The organism is Paenibacillus sp. FSL L8-0641 (genome assembly GCF_038006265.1).
Classification (GTDB): domain Bacteria; phylum Bacillota; class Bacilli; order Paenibacillales; family Paenibacillaceae; genus Paenibacillus; species Paenibacillus polymyxa_D.
The window spans coordinates 1,655,441-1,671,374 of record NZ_JBBOUW010000001.1 but is presented as its reverse complement, the minus strand read 5'-3'; the positions used below and the strand labels follow the sequence as shown (position 1 = coordinate 1,671,374).

Here is a 15,934-nt window from a genome sequence, read left to right as displayed (position 1 = left end):
CTCTGCGAAAACCTCCCCATATTAAACTACAGGAAGCGTGATTTTGAATTGTGTGCCACTTCCATGTTTACTGTCTACATGTATGAAACCTCCGTGATTTTTGATAATTCGATAGCTCACAGCCAATCCCAATCCGGTTCCACTTTCTTTTGTTGTAAAAAAAGGATCAAATAAACGCGTCAATGTATTGTGATCCATACCTAATCCGTTATCTTCAATACAAATGTGGACATAATTGCCCTCAAGCACTGTATGAATATCGATGCAGCCCTCTCGTTCCCCACCCATGCTTTCAATGGCATCCATTGCATTTTTAATCATATTGAGGATAACCTGCTTAATCTGCTTCACATCAATGGAAACCTTCATGAGCTCATCATTTTCGTCCAATGCAATCTGGCAACCCTTCATCAATGCTTCGCTTTCTGTCAGCATCACTACTTCTTTCAGCAGCCCCATCACAGATACAGCCGTTTTTTGCGGAGCCGAAGGCTTGGACGAATTTAAGAACTCATAAATAATGTCGTTCGCACGATCAATTTCTGTTAATATAATGCGGGCATACTCATCCCTGCCCAGCTCCACCAAATGCGGTCGAAGCAATTGAATAAAGCCCCGGATTGCGGTAAGCGGGTTACGAATTTCATGAGCAATAGAGGCCGAGATGCGTCCCAGCATCGCCAGCTTATCGTTTTGATATGCTGTCTGCTCAATCTGCTTATAATCCGACACATCCTTGACGCTAAACAAAAAATCGCCATCCATCTGATCACCATAGGTTACTGTTATCAACCAATGCCGACCATACTCATCAATTAACTCATGATAGCGCTTTCTATGAAAGATAGTTTCTTTATAAATCCGCATGATTTTCTTCTTCTTAAACCGGCTTAACTCAGGATGATGCAAAATTTGCATCAAATTGCGACCTGCTAGCGAACTCCGTGGTAGCTCCAGCAATTTCGCCATTTGCACGTTAATAAAGGTCAGTACCCCGTCACTGTCAAACAGCATGATACCACTATCCAGGTTCTCCAGCACATTTTCATACTTGTTATTGGCGATCTGTGTGGAAGGACAAGCTCCCACGGTATCAAGCAAGGCTTCTTGGAATTCACTGATCATGCCAGGCTTCCCCCTTGTTTCGGAATGACAAACTGGCCATATCGGACGCGTAATAATCTTGAAGAAAAGAAAGGCATCTATCGACTACCCTTCAATGGTGTAGAAAACAGTTACACAGAAATCCGACCATCTCTTTCCAATTCCAGTCTTATTTTATGATAGACAAGATTAAGGATCGCAGTCAATCGGAAAAAGTGTCGAATCCAAATTTTTATCCTGTTTTCTTTCGTCATAATATCTGCGCAACATTACCAAAATGAAAAATGAAGTTAGGAACAAGCGCCCTACACACCAAAGAAGCTCTCCAGAATTGAGAGCTTCTTTGGTGTGTAGGATGTCAACTGCCGCTCTTATTATGTTGAAGCCGGGATCGTCTTTGGCTCATAACGGCCAGTCTTCTCTTAAGCTCTCCCTGCCATTTTTCATCATTCATCTGTTTGGCTACCATCAATAAATCCAGGGATATGTCAATTTGACGCTTCACAATTTCAAACGCATCTTCACTTTCACGATTCACACAATTTTCAAATATCGTATCATCGTCTTCCATGACATAATCCTGAAAATCAATCTCGCTTGCCCCATCTCCATGTGCATATTCAGCCAAAATTTCATACTCATTTTCGACTTTATAATGAACTTCAATGCGACGACATACCGGGCAAAACAGCAAAGGAACATTATGAACTTGGGTGCGGTAATGCTTCAGCGTTCCCTTGGTTCCTACCATGCTTGCTCCACAGCAATAACTCATCCGGGCTCAGCCTCCTCTGAACAAAACCTGTTCTGCCTTGTTTATCTTCTACAATACCTTATTCGCTTTCGTCAGGCAAAATTCCTCCAGAACACAACAACATTTCCATAATTATTTGTTACCTCACTCTGCGTTGCCTCATTAAACAGGCTGTCCTCACATTTTCCGCCGCACAGAGCAGGCAAGCAAGCCCCCAATAACGGTAGAGTAACCGCTAGTTGGGGGCTTGTTTGTTTAATTAATTTCAACTTGTGAAGCTTATATTACAGATTTTGATCGCCTGGTTTCCAGTTCATTGGGCACAAGCCACCGGATTGCAAAGCTTGCAGTACACGCAATGTTTCTTCTACACTGCGACCTACATCGTTGTGGTTAACCACTTGATATTTCAATTCGCCTTCTGGATCAATGATGAACAAGCCGCGCAATGCAACGCCTTCTTCTTCGATCAGAACGCCATAATCGCTTGCTGTTTTTTTCGTGATGTCAGAAGCCAATGGGAAGTTCAGTTTGCCTAGACCGTTGTTTTCTTTAGCTGTGTTGATCCATGCTTTGTGACTGTGCACGGAGTCTACACTGATACCCAGAATTTCAGTATCCAGCTCTTTGAATTGGTCAGCAGCATCGCTCAATGCTGTAATTTCCGTAGGGCACACAAAAGTGAAATCCAGTGGATAGAAGAAAAATACGAGCCACTTGCCACGGTAATCGGAAAGCTTCACCGAACCAAATTCTTGACCGTCTCCAGTCACTGTTTCCAATGCAAAATCAGGGGCGGGTCTTCCTACCAATCTTTCTGCCATAATATGAAATCCTCCTTTAAAATATGTAAGAAAAACACCACATGTGCTTTCCTCAATCATCTGTATTGTAATAAACAACAACTTACTTGATAAATGTTATCATTCGCTGAAATCAAAGTCAATATTGTAACCATTACTTTTTTATAATTATTTTAAACTAGCTTAAAAATTCACATTTTATTCACATTTTGAACCTTTGAATATACAAATAGCTCCTGATTGCTCAGGAGCTACTGTGCTAAACATTTGCCAAAAAGCCAGACTGTATAACCTTACTATATAATAGGAAGCTTTTTTTCAGAACGGGTGCATTTACGGAGCTTTTAGCGAATAGCTGCAGCGATCAGATCACCCATTTGAGTTGTCGAGATTGCTTGAGATTTATCCACCGCAATATCCGCCGTACGGTGCCCTGCATCCAGTACCTCAGCTATGGCTTTCTCAATGGCATCTGCTGCTTTCTCGTACCCGAAGGTAAGACGGAACATCAAAGCAACGGACAAAATCGTTGCAATGGGATTCGCCAGGCCTTGACCTGCAATGTCAGGCGCCGAGCCATGTACCGGCTCGTATAGGCCGAAGCTGCCTTCTCCCAGTGATGCGGAGGAGAGCATGCCGATGGATCCAGTCAGCATAGCCGCTTCATCACTGAGAATGTCACCAAACATATTTTCCGTCACGATGACGTCGAAGCTAGATGGACGACGCAGCAATTGCATGGCGCAGTTATCAACCAATACATGCTCCAGCTCGACATCCGGGTAGTCTACAGCAACCCGGTTCACTACTTCACGCCATAAACGGGAAGTTTCCAGTACATTAGCCTTATCCACCGATGCAAGTTTTTTGCGACGTTTTTGTGCAATTTCGAAAGATTGGCGCACGATACGCTCTACTTCTGTTACATTATATGCGCAAGTATCAACTGCTTCCTCACCCTGAGGACTTTCTCGTCTGAACTTCTCGCCGAAATAAATGCCGCCCGTCAGTTCGCGCACCACGATCAGGTCCGTTCCTTCCAACACTTCCGGTTTCAATGTAGACGCGTCCTTGAGACAGTCAAAGACGACGGCAGGACGAAGATTCGAAAACAGACCAAGCTCTTTGCGAATGCCCAGCAGCCCGGTTTCAGGACGAAGTTCCTTTGGATTGTTATCCCATTGTGGCCCTCCTACCGCACCCAGCAGAACAGCATCTGCAGACTGACATACTGCCAGTGTTTCTTCCGGTAATGGTGTGCCCTTCTTATCAATGGCAATCCCGCCGAACAGCGCATGCTCCGTTTCAAATGAAAAGCCGAATACTTCTTCCGTACGTTTCAAAATTTTCTCTGCCTCTGCGACCACTTCAGGTCCAATTCCATCTCCCGCTATTACCGCAATCTTTTTAACGTCTGCCATCACGTACACTCCTCTTGTTATACAGCCATACAACCGTATTTTTCATACCTTCTTTGTAACATATATGGCAGGGCTTTGACCAAGATATAGAATCTATCAATTCAATAGGCACAGCCTATAAGCTGGTTTTTTCATCAGAAAAAAAGAAAACAGGACCGAAAAAACCCGATCCTGTAAACCCAACTCTTAAGTCTGCATAAAAACTAAGATTTATAATCTACGCGATTACTGTAGTTTTTACGCTTGTCGATTAAACCATTCAGCGCATCCACGTAAGCCCGAGCACTTGCTTCCAGAATATCGGTGCTTACCCCGCGTCCCTGTACAGACAGTTCGTTTTGCGTCAGCACTACATGGACTTCACCCAGAGCGTCCTTACCATGGGTAACAGACTTGATGGAGTAATCTGAAAGTACAACGCTCTCACCGCTGGCTTGATCAATCGCATTATAGATCGCATCGACTGAACCATTTCCTTCAGCTTCTGTCTCAATAACCTGATCTTCATCGTTAACCAGACGCACTTGTGCGGAAGGCGTAGCCTTATTCCCGTAGGTAACAAAAATCGTTTCCAGCTTGAAGACTTCAGGTGCATCAGCCAATTTTTCTTCCAGCAATGCCAAAATATCATCGTCCGAAACTTCCTTTTTCTTATCAGCCAAATCCTTGAACTGACCAAAGGCGCGATTCAGATCTTCTTCGTTCAATTCGTAGCCCAACTCGACCAAACGCTCACGGAAAGCATGACGACCTGAGTGCTTACCAAGTACCAGCTTGCTTTCTTTCAGACCGATACTTTCTGGTGTCATGATTTCATAAGTCGTTTTCTCTTTCAGCATGCCGTCTTGATGAATACCTGATTCGTGCGCAAAAGCGTTGGCTCCAACAATTGCCTTGTTGCCCGGCACTACCATCCCCGTCAAACGGCTAACCAAACGGCTCGTGCGCGCAATTTCAGACAATTGAAGAGACGTTTTGGCCTGGAAAAATTCCTGTCTCGTCTCCAGTGCCATGGCGATTTCCTCAATGGCCGTGTTTCCAGCACGTTCACCGATACCGTTAATGGTTCCCTCGATCTGATCCGCGCCATTCAGGATGGCAGCAAGTGTATTAGCAGTAGCCATTCCCAGGTCATTGTGGCAATGTGCACTCAATTGAATCTTCTCCACATCGATTACATTTTCCTTAATATGTTTGAATATATTTCCATACTCATAGGGTGTCAAGTAACCTACCGTATCTGGAATATTGACGACAGAAGCTCCTTCTTGTACAGCCATGGTGACCATTTCAACCACAAAATCAAGCTCTGTACGGCCTGCATCTTCCAAGGAAAACTCCACTTTAGGCAAATATTTCAACCCATAGCGTATGGCAGCACGAGCAGTTTCCAAAACCTGTGCCTTCTCCATCCGCAGCTTATGTTGACGGTGAATAGGAGAGGTTGCCAAAAAGATATGGATACACGGGTCCTGAGCTCCCTTGAGTGCCTCGCGAACTGCATCAATATCCTGTTCCCTTGCACGCGAAAGACCAATCACCGTCGAATTTTTTACAGCTTTTGCTACTGCATTAACAGCTGCCAGATCACCCGGAGAAGCAGCCGGGAACCCAGCCTCCATACGATCAATTCCCAGCTTCTCCAACTGATGAGCGATCTCCACTTTTTCACGAGTATTCAAGTTCACGCCAGGTGACTGTTCTCCGTCTCTCAACGTTGTGTCAAATATATATATTTTGCGCAACCTAACGCACCTCCTCAGGATTAGGACCCTTAAATTACAATGCGGCTCACGCAATAAGCAGGGCCGCATTGTAATTAATATTTATAAATAATGCATGTAGTCGAATTCATAGTACAAAAGATTATTACTTTTTGATCCAATGCATCATTTCACGCAATTGTCCGCCCACCACTTCAATCGGATGGTTAGCTTCATTACGACGAGTAGCCGTCAGGAATGCACGTCCAGATTGATTTTCAAGGATGAAGTCACGAGCAAATTTACCTTGTTGAATGTCAGTCAACACATCCTTCATGGCTTTCTTCGTATCTTCCGTTACCACACGTGGTCCAGTTACATAATCGCCATATTCCGCTGTATTACTGATGGAATCACGCATCGTTGCCAATCCACCTTCATACATCAAGTCAACGATCAGCTTAAGCTCATGCAAACATTCAAAGTATGCCATCTCAGGAGCATAACCTGCTTCAGTCAATGTTTCAAAGCCCGCTTTTACAAGTGCGCTCACGCCGCCACACAATACCGCCTGCTCACCGAACAGATCCGTCTCCGTTTCTTCACGGAAGGAGGTTTCAATTACGCCCGCACGTGTACAGCCAATGCCTTTTGCGTAAGCAAGTCCGATTTCTTTGGCCTGACCCGTTGCGTCCTGCTCAATTGCGATCAGCCCCGGTACTCCAAACCCTTCTACATAAGTACGACGTACCATATGTCCTGGGGATTTTGGAGCAACCAGCAATACATCGCTATCTTTAGAAGCTACGATTTGTCCAAAATGAACGTTAAAACCATGGGAGAACAAAAGAGCTGCGCCTTTTTTCAGGTTAGGTTCAATTTCATTTTTGTACACAGAAGCTTGAGTTTCATCAGGTAACAAAATTTGAACCACATCTGCACGGCTTGTTGCATCAGCTACGTTCAGAACTTCAAAACCGTCGTTTCTTGCGACATCAGCCGATTTGCCTTCACGCAAACCAATAACAACATTCACACCACTGTCACGCAAGTTTTGTGCTTGAGCATGCCCTTGGCTACCGTAACCAATAACGGCCACTGTCTTTCCTTTCAATACGCTGAGTTCTGCATCTTTTTCGTAGTACGTTGTAACTGCCATGGTTAATTTCCTCCTTTTAATTGGACCCTTCATAATGAGCGGGTACTCCAAGAGACTTTCCCTCGTGATTAGCATCTAAAAATCTCTTCGAGTCCCCGCTCTTATGCGGGCGGTTCTTTATTGATGTAATGCGCTATAAGCGGTAATTCGTTAAAGCTCCATATTAAGCATTGCCACGTATCATAGCTGTAACCCCGGTTCGAGTCAACTCCCGAATACCGTAAGGCTTCAACAACTCGATCATGGCATCAATTTTTTCTGTATCGCCAATGACCTGTACAATCAAACTCGTCGTTCCAACATCAATTACAGCTGCTCTGAATGTTTCTACCACGCCCATAATCTCTGGCCGTTGAGGCGGTTCTGCCTTTACCTTTATCATCGCCAATTCCCGGGCTACCATTGGTTTGGAACTGAGATCGATGACCTTGATCACATCAACCAGCTTGTAAAGCTGCTTTTCAATCTGCTCTAGGTTGTTCTCATCCCCTACAGTCACAATGACCATACGGGATAATCCAACTTCTTCCGATTGTCCCACAGTTATGCTCTCAATGTTAAAGCCGCGGCGACCGAACAGGCCGGACACACGTTGCAAAACGCCGGGTTGATCATTTACCAGTACAGCAATGGTATTTTTTGTTGTCATTTTACTCGTCCCCCATCAGCATTTGATCAATTGTCGAACCTTGCGTCACCATTGGATATACGTTCTCTTCCTTGCTGACTACAAACTCGACAACGACCGGTCCGGGTGTATCAAGCGCCTCCTGCCAAGCCCGACGTGCCTCTTCCTTATTCGTAGCACGCAGCCCTTTGACACCGTATGCTTCGGCAAGTTTCACAAAATCCGGACTTCCCGCCAGGTCAATGTGGCTATACCGATTGTTATAGATCAATTCCTGCCATTGGCGAACCATTCCAAGCACCTGGTTGTTGATAATTACGATTTTAACCGGAATGTTATTGATTGCACAGATGGCTAATTCCTGCGAACACATCTGCATACCGCCGTCCCCGTTAATTGATATTACCAATCTGTCGGGATTGGCCATTTGAGCACCGATTGCAGAAGGGAAACCAAATCCCATCGTACCGAGTCCACCAGAGGTGACCCATGAGCGTGGCTGATTGAATTTGTAATACTGCGCTGCCCACATTTGATGCTGTCCCACGTCTGTCGTTACGATTGCACCACCCTTGGTCGTTTCATCCAGCAACTCAACAACCCATTGTGGTTTAAGCACCGTTTCAGAATCCTTATAAGAATAAGGTTTCTCATTCTTCCAATGCTGAATTTGCGCTCTCCATGCATCTGCCAGGTCCGCACGTTTCACATCCTGATTCAGCAATTCCAGCACTGCCTTCACGTCACCCACGATAGGAATATCCGCTGCAACATTTTTTCCAATTTCAGCAGGATCGATATCAATGTGGACGATTTTAGCTTGAGGAGCAAACCCATCCAACTTGCCTGTTACCCGATCATCGAAGCGGGCTCCGATACAGATCAACAGATCTGACTGTTGAATCGCCTGATTGGAGGTGTATGTTCCATGCATCCCCGGCATCCCCGTCCACAGTTCATGTCCACTTGGGAAACCACCCAATCCGAGCAATGTTGTCGTGATAGGAATTTCCGTTTTACGAACAAACTCGTAAAGTGCTTCATGTCCACCGGAGTATACAACTCCTCCACCTGCCAGAATGAATGGACGTTCTGCTTCGGAAATAGCTTGAGTTAGCTTGTCTAGTTGAATTTTGTTGGGCAACACTTTCGGGTTATAACCCCGCATGGTCACAGGTTCCGTTTGTGGGACAAACAACGTCTGGGCTGCAGAAATATCCTTCGGAATATCAATCAGTACCGGTCCCTTGCGCCCTGTGTTGGCAATATGAAATGCCTCATGGATGATTCGCGGTAGATCCTCTACATCTCTTACCAGATAGCTATGTTTCGTAATCGGCATTGTAATTCCCGTAATATCGGCTTCCTGGAAAGCATCCGTACCGATCAGGGAAGATACAACGTTACCCGTGATGACCACCAACGGCACCGAATCCATAAAAGCCGTCGCAATACCAGTTACCAGGTTTGTCGCTCCAGGTCCGGAAGTCGCAATACAGACGCCCACTTTACCGCTCGCCCGTGCATAACCATCTGCCGCATGAATAGCTCCTTGTTCGTGACGAGTGAGGACATGCTTGAAATCCTTAAAGCCATACATGGCATCATAGATATATAACACTGCACCACCAGGATATCCGAAGACACAATCTACTCCCTCCAGCAACAGGCTACGGAGTAAAATTTCCGAACCTGTAATCACTTCAGGCTTCATCCACTTTTCACGTAATTCATTGGTTGACCTAACTTCAGGAATTTGTGCACTCATTGGTCATCCTCCTTTACAAAATTTACATACATCTGACATTTGTAAAAACAAAAAAACCTTTCATCCCTAGAACAGACTTGCTGTTACTGAGGGACGAAAGGCTGTAGCTTCCGTGGTACCACCCGTGTTTGCCCGATATTTCGCAATATCGAACCTTGGCAGGTACAGAAATCACAAAGGATCTCCATATCTGGCGTCTGTAACGTAGACCGTACGATTTTCCCTAATAGGTGATTTAGTACGCCGTTAATACCATCGGGCCCAAATACTTTTCAGGAAAACAGCTCCAAGGTGAGCTCGTTAAAAAGGGATTTTGGTGAAGCTTGCAGCTAATGCCTCACTCTCTGAACAAAAGAGCCCTAATCACTTCGTCCTCTTCATTGCCGTTGAGTTCATGTCATTCTTTCAAATGTTTAGACACATTATATGTCTCCCATCTGGGATAGTCAATACCCATATTTCATAAAAATTTATGTTTCTTTTCTGAAGCACCTCCGAGTCGCACGCTTGTAAGAGGTACCCGCATATTATAAAAAAGACCACACGGTGAGACAGTACACTCCTCCAAAGCCACGTCTTATCTTGTTAAAAGGGTAGAAAAGGAGGCCCGTTTATGATTCGAAAACGCAGCTCTCTAGATGACAACATCATCTTTCGTCTAATCGAGCAAGAGCTTGTCCCCCTATCGCATTTAAGTGCCCAAGAAATGGAGCAAATACGCAAAGAATTACCCCGGCGCTTAAACCGGGGCATCACTTTTGTAGCTTGCAGACCGGATAATGCACAGGTTGTTGGCTTCATTCATGTTATGCTGCATGGCGAACTATTATACATTGATTTGATCGCAATCTCTTCGGCTCATCAAGGTATGCGATACGGAAAAAAACTGCTTGAGCATGCCGAACACTACGGACGACTGCGTCGCTGCAAGCGGGCTAAAGTGATGGTGGATGAAGACAATATCAGGGGGATCCACTTTTATCTGCGTCATCAATATCAAATGCTGCGATACGTAGCTCTGAGCCGATGCCACGAACTCGAAAAGTTACTGTAAAAAGTATCTTTTTCGGGCTCAGGATTTTGTATGACTAAAATAAATTAGGGTAATACGGATATCCTACCCCGGGGTATCCCCCGTCTGTATACGGGCCTGGCTGCGGACCATATCCTGGTCCTCCATAGCCCGGACCGTAGCCACCATATCCCCCACCATAGGCACCAATGTATGGAGCTGTGCCGATGGCAAGCAAGTCAAACAGCACCAGAGGAATAATTGCCTTCGTGTTTACTTTTTTCTTGCGGTTTGGTTGAAGAACCAGTCGGTTACCCGAAATGCGAATCAGCTTGCCGCTGACCTGGGAACCATCCTTGCGAGTAGCAAAGATGACTTTGCCGACAAGCTTCTCCACCTGCTTTCTGGTTACTGCCTGTTTCATCGTATTTCCTCCTTCTTCTCAACGGATGGACAGATTGAACGGCTCCTTGATAGCTCATCACCACCACAAAATAGACCGGAGCTGACAGGGGCCGAGCGTCCCGTCCAATCTGCATAGCACAGTCTATTCCATTCATGCCAGTAGCGTATGTTTAAATGCCTGCACAATATAAAAAAATCTGATACCTGCATATGCAGATACCAGATTTTTTATACACCCATGTACATTTTGCAAAACATACAGCATCAGTTGTTTATAAGTTTAACGCTTGCTTGGATCATAAAGTTGACCCAAAGCGGCCGGAGCGCGTGAACGTCCGACAGCCGCTACCAGTACAATAATCGTCAGGAGATACGGCAACATAAAAATAATTTCCTGGGGAATACTTTGTGACCATGCAAACAGCTGCACATAGTTGCGAATGGCTTGTGAAAAACCAAAAAACACTGCTGCGCCAAAAGCACCGAGCGGATTCCATTTACCGAAAATCATAGCGGCAATAGCAATATATCCCTGCCCCGAAACTGTATTGTGTGAGAACATGTTGGTTGTGGTCAGAGTGATTGTAGCTCCACCAATCCCAGCCAACGCCCCACTAATCATCACACCAATATAACGAAGACGATTTACTTTAATTCCCACGGTATCGGCCGCTCCTGGATGCTCCCCAACGGAACGCAAACGCAAGCCAAACGGTGTTTTATACAAGGTTAAATATCCAATAATAACCAATAGAATGGCTAGATATGTCGTTGGGTAAGCTTGAAAAAAGGCTTTTCCTGCAATCGGGATATCCACAAGGTAAGGGATGGATATTTCGTTGAAACCCTGAATCCGACCAGTGTCACCATCACCCTCAAATAAAAGCTTGACCATATACAGCGTACTACCTGCTGCCAGAAAATTAATAACTATACCACTTATTACCTGATCAGCTTTAAAGGTAATAGAGGCTACAGCATGAATTAGCGAAACCAGAATACCGAACACCGCAGCTGACAGCACACCTACCCAAGCCGCAGAGGTGCCTCCTAGTCCAGCTTGCTCGGCATAAAATCCGCCAACACCCGCTGCAAACGCTCCAAATACCATAAGTCCTTCCAACCCGAGGTTCGTCACACCGGATTTTTCTGAAAAAACTCCGCCGAGAGACGCAAAAATAATCGCCGTCGCAAAAACGAGCGTTGTATGGATTAATTCACCAAGTGTTAACCAACTCATTTTACAACACCTTCTCTTTCTTCCGCTTGGAGTAGAGCGGCTTCACAACCCAACGTACAATACCTTGGGCCGCAATGAAGAAAATAATCGAGCCAATGACAACCCGGATAATTTCGGGCGGTACATCTGCGCTAAAGCTCATCCCCGCAGAACCATACGTAAGCGTTCCGAACAAAACAGAACCAAGCAGCACACCAAATGGGTTATTCATCCCAATCAGAGCTACAGCGATACCGTCAAAACCCGTTCCCGGTGATCCTGCCATGACAGATTGATAATGGAATACTCCCAGCACTTCAAAGGCCCCTGCCAATCCGGCAAAAACTCCACTAATGAACATCGCTTTTATAATATTACGATTTACATTCATACCTGCATAACGGGATGCATCCTGATTAAATCCGACAGCCCGTAGCTCATAGCCCTGCTTTGTTTTCCACATGAAAATGTAGAAAAAGACTGCTGCCAGCACAGCAATAACCGTACCCCAATGTACCCGAGCATTCCCCATCATCTGGGACAGCCATTCGATGGAAATTGAAGCAGAAGGCTGAATATCCACAGAACGATTCTCACCTTCCATAAGTGCGAACTGATTGATCACCAAATTAGCCAAATACAGGCCGATCCAGTTCATCATAATACATGTAATAACTTCATTCACGCCTCGTTTGGCCTTCAAATAGCCAGCAATCGCAGCCCACAGGCCTCCGAAAACTGCGCCTGCAATCACAGCTAGCGGTGCATGAATGATAGCTGGCAGTCCGTGGAGTTTAATGCCCACAATCGAAGCAGCTGTCATACCTACCAGAAACTGACCTTCGCCACCAATATTAAACAATCCGGCGCGGGCCGCAAAAGCAAATGCCAACCCCGTCAAAATCAGCGGAGTCATCTCGCGGATAGCCTCTCCAAAGTTATAAGAATCTCCGTATACACGGCTAAACAAAGCAGAATAGGCCACAATAGGGTCATACCCGCCAATCAGCATCACGATAGCACCCAGAAGGAGACCCAAAATAATAGAGACCAGCGCCAGTACAAAGGAGTCTTTTGTGAATATTTTCAATAGATTAGCCATTCTCTACTCCTTTCTTCACTGCACTTCCTGCCATCATCAGTCCCAGTTCCTGGTCATTCGTTTCTTCTGGCAGCACTTCCCCGACAATCTTGCCCTCATAGATGACAGCAATTCGGTCGGATACATTCATAATCTCGTCCAGTTCAAAAGATATGAGCAACACAGCTTTACCTTGGTCCCTCTGCGCAATCAGTTGTTTCTGGACAAATTCAATAGCTCCAACATCCAAACCGCGTGTAGGCTGTGCTGCAATGAGAAGGTCCGGATTTTTATCAATTTCACGTGCAATGATAGCCTTCTGCTGGTTCCCACCAGATAATGCTCTTGCCTTCGTGTGAATATCCGGTGTTCTAACATCAAACTTTTCGATGAGACTTTTAGCCTGTTTCTCTATAGCATCTTTGTTCAAGAAGCCATTTTTACTGTAAGGCGCCTGGTAATAAGTCTCCAGCACCATATTTTCACTCATAGAAAAATCGAGCACCAACCCATGCTTATGACGGTCCTCTGGTATATGTGAAACGCCTGCCTCTGAAATTTTGCGTGGTGACTGATTGGCCACCTCTTGTCCGAGCAAACGAATGCTCCCGCCATCCACCTTGCGTAAGCCTGTCAAAGCTTCGATCAGCTCACTCTGTCCATTACCATCTACTCCGGCAATCCCCAAAATCTCGCCCGCCTTGACCTGCAGGTTCAACTCATTTAGAACATGAATACCATCCTTGTTTTTAGAAATTACATTGTTCATTTCCAATACCGTTTGTCCTGGTTGCGCAAGCTGCTTGTCCACTTTAAAGGACACACGACGGCCCACCATTTTCTCAGCCAGCTCATTTGGTGTTGTTTCAGACGTCTTGACCGTATCAATAACCTGACCTCGGCGAATGATCGTAACGGTATCTGCAATTTGCATGATTTCTTTAAGTTTATGAGTAATAAGAATAATTGATTTGCCTTCAGCCACCAAACGTTTCATAATATCCAGCAACTCAGTGATCTCCTGTGGTGTCAGTACAGCTGTAGGCTCATCGAAAATCAGAATATCTGCACCGCGATAAAGCGTTTTAATAATTTCTACACGTTGCTGCATACCCACAGATATATCCTCAATTTTGGCATTCGGATTCACCTGAAGGCCGTACTGCTCAGACAACCACTGTACTTCTGCGGCAGCCTTTTTATAATTGATTTTCAGACCCTTACGTGGCTCCGAGCCCAGGACAATATTTTCGGTAACGGTAAACGGCTGTACGAGTTTAAAATGCTGATGCACCATGCCAATCCCCAGATCAATCGCCTTATTTGGACTATCAATCTGTACAGGTTTACCTCCGATTTCAATGGTCCCTTCATCCGGCTGATACAGTCCGAAAAGAATATTCATAAGCGTAGATTTACCCGCGCCATTCTCACCCAAAAGGGCATGAATTTCTCCCTTATGCAGCTTGATGCTGATGGAGTCGTTGGCAACGATGCCGGGGAATCGTTTTGTAATTTGCTTTAACTCAACGACGGGGGTCGCTGCATCCATGAGATCACCCTTATACACTTTATAGTATGTGCTCCAATGAGCTGATTTTGCCCGTTATAATCCATATAACTCCAGACGTAAGAACAAGGCTAGTCTTATGAACCAGCCTTGTCGCCACCTCTATATTCTTCAATCCAAAACTTATTTCGAAGGAACTGTAATTTCGCCCTTAATAATTTTTTGCTTGTATTGTTCTACAAGATCAAGCACGTCTTTAGGTACGTTTTTCGTTGAAGTGTCTGCCAAACCAATGCCATTATCCTTCAGAGCCAGTGTTTCGACACCGCCCTTAAATTTACCGTCAATTACTTCTTTAGATACGCGTTTTACAGCTTCATCTACACGTTTTACCATCGAAGTCAATGTTACGTCGTCACCAAATTCAAGCGATTGGTCTTTATCCACACCAATAACCCATACTTGCTGACCTTGTTGCTTACGTGCGAGTGCTTCGTTAAATACACCTGTACCAGATCCGCCAGCTGCATGGAAAATAATATCTGCACCGCTGTTATAGATCGTCGCAGCCGCTGCTTTACCCAGATCCGGCTTATCAAATGCACCTGTGTAGTTAACTTCCAATTTTGCATTTGGATTTACAGCTTTAATTCCTGCTTCGAATCCTTTTTCAAAACGTTTGATCAACGGGCTATCTTGTCCACCCACAAAACCAATTTTGTTTGTTTTAGTAAGCTTACCAGCTACAACCCCCACCAAGAAGGAACCTTCATTTTCAGCAAAAACAACCGATTTTACGTTAGGCGCATCCACGACACTGTCAATGATCGCCAAATTCTTGCTCGGGTTGTCTTTCGCTACTTGTCCAATCGCATTCGCCAGATTAAAACCGATTCCCCAAGTCAGGTTAAAATCACCCTTAACAAATTGGTTCAGGTTAGGAATATAATCTTGATCGGATTTACTTTGCAGGTATTTAACTTTAACGCCTGATTCTTTCTCAGTGGCTTGTAGTGCCTCCCAAGCAGATTGGTTAAACGATTTGTCGTTTACTCCACCCACATCTGTAACCATGCCGATTTGGACATTCGATGTTTTGGCAGAACCACCTGTGTCTCCACCATTTGCGTTGGACGCACCTTGATTTTTGTTACCGCAGCCTGCGAGAATGACCGAGATCGCCAGCAGCATAACCAAAGACATACTGAACATTTTCTTCATGCTGATACTGTTCCCCCTTAGTGTTAGATCCCTGGACTGTCTCTTTTCGTTGAACATGTACATGCTCATGCATGTCATTTACTGACGAGACAGATCGTACAGAAGACTTACTTTAGAGATTATACAATTATGATCGGCTAAAATCT

The 15,934-nt window shown here is 45.0% G+C and carries 14 protein-coding genes; 1 reads left to right on the top strand and 13 read right to left on the bottom strand.

Annotation, left to right across the window (positions count from 1 at the left end):
• Positions 1-21 precede the first annotated feature (21 nt).
• The 8 genes from MKY16_RS07515 to ilvB all read right to left on the bottom strand — a co-directional run bounded on the left by MKY16_RS07515 (position 22) and on the right by ilvB (position 9,340).
• Positions 22-1,125: an ATP-binding protein gene (locus tag MKY16_RS07515; protein WP_039269745.1), complete on the bottom strand. Its 1,104-nt coding sequence runs from the start codon at positions 1,123-1,125 to the stop codon at positions 22-24.
• A 337-nt stretch (positions 1,126-1,462) separates the two neighbouring features.
• Positions 1,463-1,879 carry a hypothetical protein gene (locus tag MKY16_RS07510; RefSeq protein WP_029516478.1) on the bottom strand — a complete coding sequence of 139 codons (417 nt, stop codon included), beginning with the start codon at positions 1,877-1,879 and terminating at the stop codon, positions 1,463-1,465.
• A 263-nt stretch (positions 1,880-2,142) separates the two neighbouring features.
• Positions 2,143-2,682: a peroxiredoxin gene (locus MKY16_RS07505; protein WP_023987763.1), complete on the bottom strand. Its 540-nt coding sequence runs from the start codon at positions 2,680-2,682 to the stop codon at positions 2,143-2,145.
• A 323-nt stretch (positions 2,683-3,005) separates the two neighbouring features.
• Positions 3,006-4,082 carry a 3-isopropylmalate dehydrogenase gene (gene leuB / locus MKY16_RS07500; RefSeq protein ID WP_340954888.1) on the bottom strand — a complete coding sequence of 359 codons (1,077 nt, stop codon included), beginning with the start codon at positions 4,080-4,082 and terminating at the stop codon, positions 3,006-3,008.
• A gap of 203 nt (positions 4,083-4,285) precedes the next feature.
• On the bottom strand, positions 4,286-5,827 hold the full coding sequence (locus tag MKY16_RS07495; RefSeq protein ID WP_340954886.1) for a 2-isopropylmalate synthase: 1,542 nt from the start codon (positions 5,825-5,827) through the stop codon (positions 4,286-4,288).
• 124 nt (positions 5,828-5,951) lie between these two features.
• Positions 5,952-6,944, bottom strand: a complete 993-nt coding sequence (gene ilvC / locus MKY16_RS07490) for a ketol-acid reductoisomerase (protein ID WP_340954884.1) — start codon at positions 6,942-6,944, stop codon at positions 5,952-5,954.
• 163 nt (positions 6,945-7,107) lie between these two features.
• Positions 7,108-7,593: an acetolactate synthase small subunit gene (gene ilvN, locus MKY16_RS07485; RefSeq protein WP_023987760.1), complete on the bottom strand. Its 486-nt coding sequence runs from the start codon at positions 7,591-7,593 to the stop codon at positions 7,108-7,110.
• A gap of 1 nt (position 7,594) precedes the next feature.
• Positions 7,595-9,340, bottom strand: coding sequence for a biosynthetic-type acetolactate synthase large subunit (ilvB, locus tag MKY16_RS07480; protein WP_029516475.1), 1,746 nt, complete (start codon positions 9,338-9,340; stop codon positions 7,595-7,597).
• 613 nt (positions 9,341-9,953) lie between these two features.
• Between ilvB and MKY16_RS07475 the strand changes: the two genes are divergently transcribed.
• Positions 9,954-10,394, top strand: coding sequence for a GNAT family N-acetyltransferase (locus MKY16_RS07475; protein ID WP_340954882.1), 441 nt, complete (start codon positions 9,954-9,956; stop codon positions 10,392-10,394).
• A 34-nt stretch (positions 10,395-10,428) separates the two neighbouring features.
• Here MKY16_RS07475 and MKY16_RS07470 read toward each other — a convergent pair whose 3' ends face one another.
• The 5 genes from MKY16_RS07470 to MKY16_RS07450 all read right to left on the bottom strand — a co-directional run bounded on the left by MKY16_RS07470 (position 10,429) and on the right by MKY16_RS07450 (position 15,788).
• The gene (locus MKY16_RS07470) at positions 10,429-10,776 is read right to left on the bottom strand and encodes a hypothetical protein (RefSeq protein WP_023987757.1); all 348 of its coding nucleotides are present in this window, start codon (positions 10,774-10,776) and stop codon (positions 10,429-10,431) included.
• 261 nt (positions 10,777-11,037) lie between these two features.
• Positions 11,038-11,997: an ABC transporter permease gene (locus tag MKY16_RS07465; RefSeq protein WP_340954881.1), complete on the bottom strand. Its 960-nt coding sequence runs from the start codon at positions 11,995-11,997 to the stop codon at positions 11,038-11,040.
• Position 11,998: 1 nt separating this feature from the next.
• On the bottom strand, positions 11,999-13,078 hold the full coding sequence (locus tag MKY16_RS07460) for an ABC transporter permease (protein WP_069012850.1): 1,080 nt from the start codon (positions 13,076-13,078) through the stop codon (positions 11,999-12,001).
• Complete coding sequence (locus MKY16_RS07455; protein WP_340954880.1) at positions 13,071-14,609, bottom strand: ABC transporter ATP-binding protein; 1,539 nt, start codon at positions 14,607-14,609, stop codon at positions 13,071-13,073. The genes MKY16_RS07460 and MKY16_RS07455 overlap by 8 nt, the downstream gene beginning before the upstream one ends.
• Before the next feature lie 141 nt (positions 14,610-14,750).
• Complete coding sequence (locus MKY16_RS07450) at positions 14,751-15,788, bottom strand: BMP family lipoprotein (protein ID WP_061829124.1); 1,038 nt, start codon at positions 15,786-15,788, stop codon at positions 14,751-14,753.
• Positions 15,789-15,934: the final 146 nt, after the last annotated feature.

Coding starts and splice junctions, on each gene's coding strand:
- MKY16_RS07475 (WP_340954882.1), top strand. CDS start 9,954: ATGATTCGAAAACGCAGCTCTCTAGATGACAACATCATCTTTCGTCTA.
- MKY16_RS07505 (WP_023987763.1), bottom strand. CDS start 2,682: ATGGCAGAAAGATTGGTAGGAAGACCCGCCCCTGATTTTGCATTGGAA.
- MKY16_RS07515 (WP_039269745.1), bottom strand. CDS start 1,125: ATGATCAGTGAATTCCAAGAAGCCTTGCTTGATACCGTGGGAGCTTGT.
- MKY16_RS07460 (WP_069012850.1), bottom strand. CDS start 13,078: ATGGCTAATCTATTGAAAATATTCACAAAAGACTCCTTTGTACTGGCG.
- MKY16_RS07450 (WP_061829124.1), bottom strand. CDS start 15,788: ATGAAGAAAATGTTCAGTATGTCTTTGGTTATGCTGCTGGCGATCTCG.
- MKY16_RS07465 (WP_340954881.1), bottom strand. CDS start 11,997: ATGAGTTGGTTAACACTTGGTGAATTAATCCATACAACGCTCGTTTTT.
- ilvB (WP_029516475.1), bottom strand. CDS start 9,340: ATGAGTGCACAAATTCCTGAAGTTAGGTCAACCAATGAATTACGTGAA.
- MKY16_RS07470 (WP_023987757.1), bottom strand. CDS start 10,776: ATGAAACAGGCAGTAACCAGAAAGCAGGTGGAGAAGCTTGTCGGCAAA.
- ilvC (WP_340954884.1), bottom strand. CDS start 6,944: ATGGCAGTTACAACGTACTACGAAAAAGATGCAGAACTCAGCGTATTG.
- MKY16_RS07455 (WP_340954880.1), bottom strand. CDS start 14,609: ATGGATGCAGCGACCCCCGTCGTTGAGTTAAAGCAAATTACAAAACGA.
- leuB (WP_340954888.1), bottom strand. CDS start 4,082: ATGGCAGACGTTAAAAAGATTGCGGTAATAGCGGGAGATGGAATTGGA.
- ilvN (WP_023987760.1), bottom strand. CDS start 7,593: ATGACAACAAAAAATACCATTGCTGTACTGGTAAATGATCAACCCGGC.
- MKY16_RS07510 (WP_029516478.1), bottom strand. CDS start 1,879: ATGAGTTATTGCTGTGGAGCAAGCATGGTAGGAACCAAGGGAACGCTG.